The 7,147-nt window shown below is 52.6% G+C and carries 6 protein-coding genes; 2 read left to right on the top strand and 4 right to left on the bottom strand.

The features are described from left to right. Positions 1–14: 14 nt before the first annotated feature. From cas2e to B142_RS0102000, 4 genes are read right to left on the bottom strand one after another with little or no spacing between them, the layout of a single operon-like run. Positions 15–326 carry a type I-E CRISPR-associated endoribonuclease Cas2e gene (gene cas2e, locus B142_RS0102015; RefSeq protein WP_018119875.1) on the bottom strand — a complete coding sequence of 104 codons (312 nt, stop codon included), beginning with the start codon at positions 324–326 and terminating at the stop codon, positions 15–17. After that, a complete protein-coding gene (gene cas1e, locus B142_RS0102010; RefSeq protein WP_018119874.1) occupies positions 327–1,262 on the bottom strand; it encodes a type I-E CRISPR-associated endonuclease Cas1e in 936 nt (311 codons plus the stop codon). A gap of 1 nt (position 1,263) precedes the next feature. Further along, positions 1,264–3,939, bottom strand: a complete 2,676-nt coding sequence (locus tag B142_RS0102005) for a CRISPR-associated helicase/endonuclease Cas3 (protein ID WP_018119873.1) — start codon at positions 3,937–3,939, stop codon at positions 1,264–1,266. Beyond that, on the bottom strand, positions 3,936–4,622 hold the full coding sequence (locus tag B142_RS0102000; protein ID WP_026167757.1) for a type I-E CRISPR-associated protein Cas6/Cse3/CasE: 687 nt from the start codon (positions 4,620–4,622) through the stop codon (positions 3,936–3,938). Before B142_RS0102000 ends, B142_RS0102005 begins: the two co-directional genes overlap by 4 nt. Before the next feature lie 293 nt (positions 4,623–4,915). Between B142_RS0102000 and B142_RS0101995 the strand changes: the two genes are divergently transcribed. Continuing rightward, positions 4,916–6,493, top strand: a complete 1,578-nt coding sequence (locus B142_RS0101995) for a type I-E CRISPR-associated protein Cse1/CasA (protein ID WP_161796683.1) — start codon at positions 4,916–4,918, stop codon at positions 6,491–6,493. Continuing rightward, entirely contained in the window at positions 6,490–7,131 is a 642-nt protein-coding gene (locus B142_RS0101990) for a type I-E CRISPR-associated protein Cse2/CasB (protein WP_018119870.1), read from the top strand. Before B142_RS0101995 ends, B142_RS0101990 begins: the two co-directional genes overlap by 4 nt. Positions 7,132–7,147: the final 16 nt, after the last annotated feature.

The following is a 7,147-nucleotide window of genomic DNA, read 5'->3' as shown; positions in this document are numbered from 1 at the left end:
TACCTGCGGAAACTTTAGCGGTTGGCGTCGTTTTGTGACGCTACAGCCGATAAGGTCGCGGGTAACAACATGCCATCTAAGTCTATTATATTTTTGCGCTGCGGACCAAGAGTGTTAACAGCGAATCCTTGCTCTCTACTGGAATCGCTATTGATCATGGTTAAGCTACCGCGATCGATTGCTTCGGCACAGCGCTTCCAAATATTGTCGCGCACCCTGCGAGAGATATTGCCGACATAAACACCGGAATCCACCTCTATCAGGAATCTACTCAAATACCCGCGCAGATGGTCAGGAAGAAAAGTAGAAGTCAATACTAAAAACATTTATTTATCTTTCCCATATTGAGTATGCCCCAAAACCTCGTCACCGCGCCCTGCTACTAGCCGATCATCATCGCGTGCGGGTAAGTGCGGCTCCAGAATATGCATGAGCGTAGACAACATCTCTTTGAGAACTTGATTTCCGTGAATCTCCGTTCTGACGCGACGACGTAGTGCATCAGCAGGGTTGTCTTCCTGTGCGGCAGCAAACGCTGCGGGAATAGACAACTGTGGTTTATAAAGATCCGCAAGATCAAATAATAAAGCCCGAATATTGCCGCGATGAATCACTCCCAGAGCAGGATTAACTCCGATGGCATTACACGCTGCCACAGCGCAACCATAAAGCAAAGAGTTGGCGAGGTTAAGCCCTTGGTTAACAGGATCTTCAGCATCAGTACGGCGTCGGAAATTCTTGATGCCGTATTTACGAGCTTGCTCTTGATACTTCATTTTCATCATCCGTCCCTCGATGCCGCGCATCACCTTAATGCTGGATTCTTCGGGGTCGAGTTCAAGACCAAGCTGCTTACGATAGAGATACACAGCCGCTTTCCGCTGATTCGTTTCTGAAGACACAAGCTTGGCTTGCGCGATAGCCCAGCGGGCCGACTGCGTCAAGGGGACCGAATAGCTATACGACGGGATCCCTCCGCCGCCAGTGAAAAGTACAGTGGCACCTGCACGCGTGCACGAGGTCATCGCTGCCGCGGAAATGCTAGTACCAGGCCCTAGCTGCAATACCGCAATCCCGGAGACTGGTATCTGAATTGTCTGTTCACGCTTATTGTCATTATCTTGTGAATAAGCGACGACGCCTGTGCGATTTTGCCGGATGAGACAATATTCTAGATACAGAAAACTGACACGGTCTTCCAAGCGGATTTGATGGTCAGCCGGAATTTGCGCGAATGTGAGCGCTTGCTCCGAATACGCCATGTTATGCCTCCGGCTGGGGTCCGATAAATCCCAGGAAAGCGTCGTAAAGCCCGTCGGCAGGCACAAATACATAACGACTGAGGATCGTCTTTGCTCCTGCAAGCGAAGTCGAATGCTCACTAATCTGTGCAAATTTACGAGCACGAATAGGCATTGAGCCTTTCATCGCCTGCCTGATGGCAGTTTTATCGGAGCCGTCAACACTCAGTAACTCTTCTGGGGTGCCAGGCCACGCGCCAGGTAATTGGGAATCACTGCTTCCGATGATCACTTGAACAGATTCTTCTTCAATATCGCGGGTGCGTAGTTCATCCGCGTCAGGGCTAAGCATGCCTTCCTCCGCGCGCAACTCTCGGGACAGTTCGTCCAGCCATTGCTCCGGATCCAGAAGCTGGGACATTGAGTATGAACGCTGCTTGCCTTTCGAGCGTTGTAGAAGGTGGGCAGCATTTTGTTCGTACTCGGCAGCAGTCGCGTCCGCCCTTTCCAGATCTTTCATGCTCACGGTGGCGGCTTCGACGAATGGTTGACAATCATCGGGGAAACAAATCTCCTTATGATTGCTCAGCCAATGCATAGTCTTTTCCATCTCTGCCTCGTAATAGGGCAGCGCACCGCCTTTGGCGAAATCCATGGCGACGATTCGAACCATTTTATGCGGAGCTTTCGGTATTCGAGACCAGCGATGATCATCTGCATGACGCCATAAGCGCCCAAGGCGCTGAAGCAAAGACGAGGCGGGGCACAGGTCGGTCGACAGCATATCCAGATCAATATCTAAGGAAGCTTCAATGGCTTGGGTTCCCACTACGGTTAGCCCCTTGCCGTCGCCATTCGGGCCGCAGCTGCTGGTCAAGCGTTCCGCGTTGATGCGTCGGTGCTCGGCTGTCATGGCCGAATGCAGAAGAATAACTTTGTGCCCGTCGGCAGCCAGTTCGCGTGCCACCTCTTGTGCCCAGGCGACTTGATTGCAGATAATCCCGATGCGCGCATCGGGGTGTGCCTGGCGCTGGTGTTGTGCCCACGACACGTGCGCGGAGACCGTGCTGTTGGCCGTGGAAGTTTCAACTTCCAAAAGAGTCTTCGAGGCTGGGCTAGAAAAACTTTGTACGGACTTACTACGCGGTGGAGCTGATGAGGCTGGCAAAGCTGATGAGGCTATGGCTGGAAAACCGAAATCGTCGGTAAAATCTGTTCCGGTATAAGCACGGTACGCTTCGCGTAACTGCCATCGCGGCATAGTAGCTGTCAGTAGAGTGACGCGGCTGTTGGTTGCCCCCATCCATTCGAGCACGGGGCCCAGCAATTTCATCTGATAATGGTCAAGGGTGTGCACTTCGTCGATGACAATGTGCGAATTTGCTAGAGCGAGCAGCACTAGGTGCAGCCATTTGATGGGTAATCCCGCTTTCAAGCATTGGTCGACGGTGGCAACGCTTACCGACGCCAACAGTCGCGAGATGCCGGAACGAACAAAAGATGAGGGGAAAAGCCCTTCATTTTGCTGCATTGAGGGTTCGGCATGATCCGTGGAATCATCGAATGAAGTCACGGGAGTTGTGTAAAAATCTTCGATCGACGCCAGTGAATGAGCCAGTGAAGCGACGTTGCTGGTGCTGGAATACGCCTTTTGCACACGTCGCATGAGCGCATTCGTGGTGGCCTGCGTCGGAAGTAAAAACAGCAACCGTTCGTGGCGCCGAGCATGACGGAGCAGCGCAGCTTCCGTCTTACCGCTACCTGTTGCACTCATGACGGCAACGAGACCAGCGTCATTGTCACGCGTTAGCCGCTGCACCTCGTATGGCTCACGGCCTGGACCGAGGATAGCGTCCTGGGCAGCTTCTTGGCTGGGCCAGCCTTCGTAAATGCCAAGAAATTGTTTATTATGCGCTGGTGCGTGCGATTTCTGTGCGGCGAACCAGCCTGCATAGTCGTTTGCTGGAATGGTACTTTGCTGGAGATCAGCTTGTGAGCGCTGTACCCAGTTGGTGTGGGAGGCCAGGCGATCTGCAAGAACAGTCAAACCGCTGAGCAACAAACCCACCGTAACTGGTGCTTGCTCCGGGAGAGTGCCGTGATCGATGCCTAAAGCGTCGTAAAACTGCGCGGAAATTTCCTCCCGTTTTTCCTTCCATCCTGGAAAGTTCAGGCAATCATCGACGGTAGCGCTATCCAATCTGCGGTCCCGTGAATTGCTCAACGGAAGCCGAAAGAATCCATGGTGACCCAGCGCAGGCAGGATGTGCCAGGCCTCGCCAGTAGTCAGCTCGTCTAAACGGATATCCGACAGCGATAAGGCAGAGACCTGCTCGTGCCTGCGAAGCGCAGCAAGTTTTGCCCATCTGTTACTCCGCGCGGCGGGAGGAAAATCTACGTTTTCTTCCCGTGCAATCTGGTCGCGGACGGCTTGCCAAACCTCTCCAGATTGGGCGAGCTGGCCTTGGAAAAGCGGATTTGCCTTTCCTATGTCGTGGATACCCGCTATCGCAGCGACGATCCGCGGTGCCTCTGCGCCCAATGCCTGAGTAATTTGCTCTTGCAGCCCTGGGCGCAGCCAGTGATAGAACAGTTGTTCTGCGATAGCCGCGGTGTCCAGCAAATGACGGATAAGCGGATAACTGGAATCGAGTCCGTGCCGCTTAGCCCATATGGTGTCGCCTGATTGTGTGCTCATGACAGCGCCCGCACCGTTAAGAAACCACAGCCATAGGCTTTTTCGCGTCCGACGCCTTCTAACAGAAAAGCAGCAAGTTTTTTGGGTGATTCGACTATTCCGATGCCATCAATTGTGTCGAGCTGAAGGGTCATTCCGGATTTTGCGCGAGGAGCGTCTTGTAAGACTTCCCGCATATGGTTCGTGATCTCCACTCCATTTAATGCACCAGCAAGTTTTCTGCTCAGCCACATTTCTAAATTTTGCGAGCCGACGGTTGTGTCCTCGCTGTCTTCGTCGATTTCAATGGGGACAGGGGTTACCTGTACGCGCTTTTTACCATTGCTTTCAACTGTGCGGCGCCTGACGGCATTGACGGTAATCCGGAAACTGACCGTAGTGCCAGGCTGTAATTCTGGCAGTGTGATGTGTTTGGTGAGGGCACCGTCGAATTGCTCGATATTTTCCGGAGCCACCAAGGACTGCACCAGGAAGAATGGGGCTTGACCTGGCAATGTGTCTAGGCGGAATAATATGTTGGCATCTTTCCGTACGGATTTTCCTGACAGAGCGCCAAATAATGACATGACAGCTCTGTGCCGAAATGTTGGTGAATTGATGTCCCAGGCGTGTCTAGCATGATCATTGTTGTGTCTTAAGAGGGAGTGGGCGGGAATTTTTGAGAGATGAACCTCGGCTGACATGTTTTCCTTTTTGGTGGCGAGCTCTGGCGTTATACTTAATGAGTTCTCCGTCTTTGCGGAGGTATTTCGTTATAGCTCCTGGTTTGAACTTACTTCTCCGCGTTTGCGGAGGTAAATGCCAGGGGAAGACCCGGGCGCTTTTATTGTAACTTATAGCTCCTGGTTTTACGAGATGCTATAACCCTGTTAATCTTATGTTTATCAGAAAAACTGGAAGAAATGAGATCTCTGAAATGGGGATAAACGCCTTAACGGATGTGCGTTTTCTTTTAACGCAGGAATCGTACGCAAGCTTGCGTGAGTATTTACTGAATTGCCATCGCGCACAATGGGCGCTGCATAAAGACATCGCTGGGTTTCGTTATACCGCCCAACTCCGACTAGCGGCGTCCGTCGCGGCAGTGGCGCTGCGTTACGTTGACAACCTACCTCGGAAGGTTCGTTCAGGGGCGTTGCTTGAGTCTGGTTTGCCGGAGCATGCCGTCGATGCCGCATTGCAGGACGTGGAACCGGGAAGTGACTTGTTTTCTGAACGGCAGCCATTTATGCAGCGTCCGGCAAAAACGCCTAAAGGGCCAAAAGATAACGCGCGGGCTCTGGGTCCACAGCAGCACCCCGTGAAAAAGCTTTCGCCGTCCATGCCGCCGGATGAAGCAGAGACGTACTGGAACCTCGGTGTGGGCGCACTGAGCTCATTGCCGCTGGAGACAGCGGTGTTGGAACTGGTGACGTATCACCACATGTCTATGGCAGGCAATAATTCCTATGACGGCGATAAATGCCAAATGGGTTCACCAGCGATGCGCTATGTGGGGGCGGATTATACTGCGACGGAAGTGTTTATCCGAGGCGAATCTGATCTCGCAACGCTGCTACGATTAATCCCCAAACAATGGGTCGAAGGTACTGGCTTGCCAGCTTGGGCAGACCGTACCTGCGAACAATCGCTGGTTGATGAGGGCGAGATGCAGATAGCCCATCCACTGTGGAGTGCTACCTGGAGTTCGAATGCGCCGGCTTGTTACTGGGAAGGCGAAGAACTCCACGGCGTTCGCACGGGAGGTATCCCGGAGGAGTGGTATCGCAAATCCGAAATGGGAACCACTAAGGAAACCCGAAAACAGTGGTGGGATACCCGCAACCAGGATGACCCGTTTTATCTGTATATGCCCGATGAGCAAGGCCAGCTTAAAGTACAACGCCTTGATTTCGGTCGGGATGGCACAGAACTAGCAGTCGAGTGGGCAGCAGAAGGTAAGACCGGAGCGTTATTGGAACCACGGCTTCCGCGAGTCCTGGATCGCGCTCCGGACGAAATTCCGGTTGTCTTCGTGCGTCACTACATCGCAGGTACTGCAAGTTCACCCAATATCCGCGCCAGTGAAATTTTTGAGACCAACCAAAACCTGTGGGCTTTTGCTATCGATCCCTGGTTGCGGCGTGATGTGCAAACACAGGCGAAATATATTCAACAACTCAATGCCGCCGTCCGATCCCCGTTTGGACGAAAGCCAAATTCCACAGCGGCATCGGTATACCTCGACGATCTCGCAGACCGTCGAGGTGATATCGAACAAGCTTTTTGGCGAAAGATTCGCGCTGTCTACGTCGATATCCTGCAAGAAATCCGGCAATACTATCAGAGTAGTGATCAAAACCATCAAGTCAGTGGTGATGAACCATCTCCGTTTGTGCTGCCGGACAACCTTATAGAACGGTGCGTGCACGCGGGGTTGGAAGCCTTTGGTGAAGTAGTCAACCCACATTCCCTGCAAGAACCAGCCCGAATTGCTTTTGTCCGAAGCAACCTGCAACGGCGCTTATGGGGGATATCGAACAAGCACCGTAATACCTCACAGGAGAAATCATGACCGAATACCCACCACATAGCGAACCGGAAATGTGGCAAAAGGAATTAAGCGCAATTTTGCGGCAGCGCCAAGCAGCACGAGAGGCACACCAGCCGCAATGGCGTCGCAAACGGGCCGAACTACGCCGTGGGTTGTCTCCTTTTACCGAGCACTACGCCTACCCACACGTACTGCCGTATCTTCCGGCTGACACGAATGAAACACAGACAACCATCTTCATCCGTTTATTTGCGTTAGTGGCGGAATACGACAAAATTCCGGCCGCAGAAAAATCCAGGCAGCGCGGAAAACAATACAGCTTGGGTGCGTGGGCCCAGCGGGTTTCAGCTGTAATTGCCAGCAGCAATGGCCAAAAATTTGCCGTTGATCCCGACAACATGGATGCCGTCGGCAAGCGTTTGCAATTTCTTCATGCACTTGATGCAGAAGAAGCCATCACCAATATCGGGCGCATTATGGCACTGGCTGCAGATAAAAATAATGTCCCGGCACTGGATTATTTCGACCTCTTCCACACGATGCTGCGCTGGGGCAATGGTTTCAGTCCAGAATCCCAGGCTATACGACGCAAAGTGTTGCGCGAATATTTTTCTGTCATCCCTGACAGCACCAGCGAAACACCGAAAGCCACTGTTTAAAACCCTGAAAGGAATA

The sequence above is a fragment of the Corynebacterium propinquum DSM 44285 genome (assembly GCF_000375525.1).
GTDB lineage: Bacteria > Actinomycetota > Actinomycetes > Mycobacteriales > Mycobacteriaceae > Corynebacterium > Corynebacterium propinquum.
The sequence above is the reverse complement of the archived record's forward strand: the minus strand, read 5'-3'. Positions and strand labels throughout refer to the sequence as shown.

Bases quoted from the DNA above. Each gene is read 5' to 3' on its own strand.
- cas2e (WP_018119875.1), bottom strand. From the start codon at position 326: ATGTTTTTAGTATTGACTTCTACTTTTCTTCCTGACCATCTGCGCGGG.
- cas1e (WP_018119874.1), bottom strand. From the start codon at position 1,262: ATGGCGTATTCGGAGCAAGCGCTCACATTCGCGCAAATTCCGGCTGAC.
- B142_RS0102005 (WP_018119873.1), bottom strand. From the start codon at position 3,939: ATGAGCACACAATCAGGCGACACCATATGGGCTAAGCGGCACGGACTC.
- B142_RS0102000 (WP_026167757.1), bottom strand. From the start codon at position 4,622: ATGTCAGCCGAGGTTCATCTCTCAAAAATTCCCGCCCACTCCCTCTTA.
- B142_RS0101990 (WP_018119870.1), top strand. From the start codon at position 6,490: ATGACCGAATACCCACCACATAGCGAACCGGAAATGTGGCAAAAGGAA.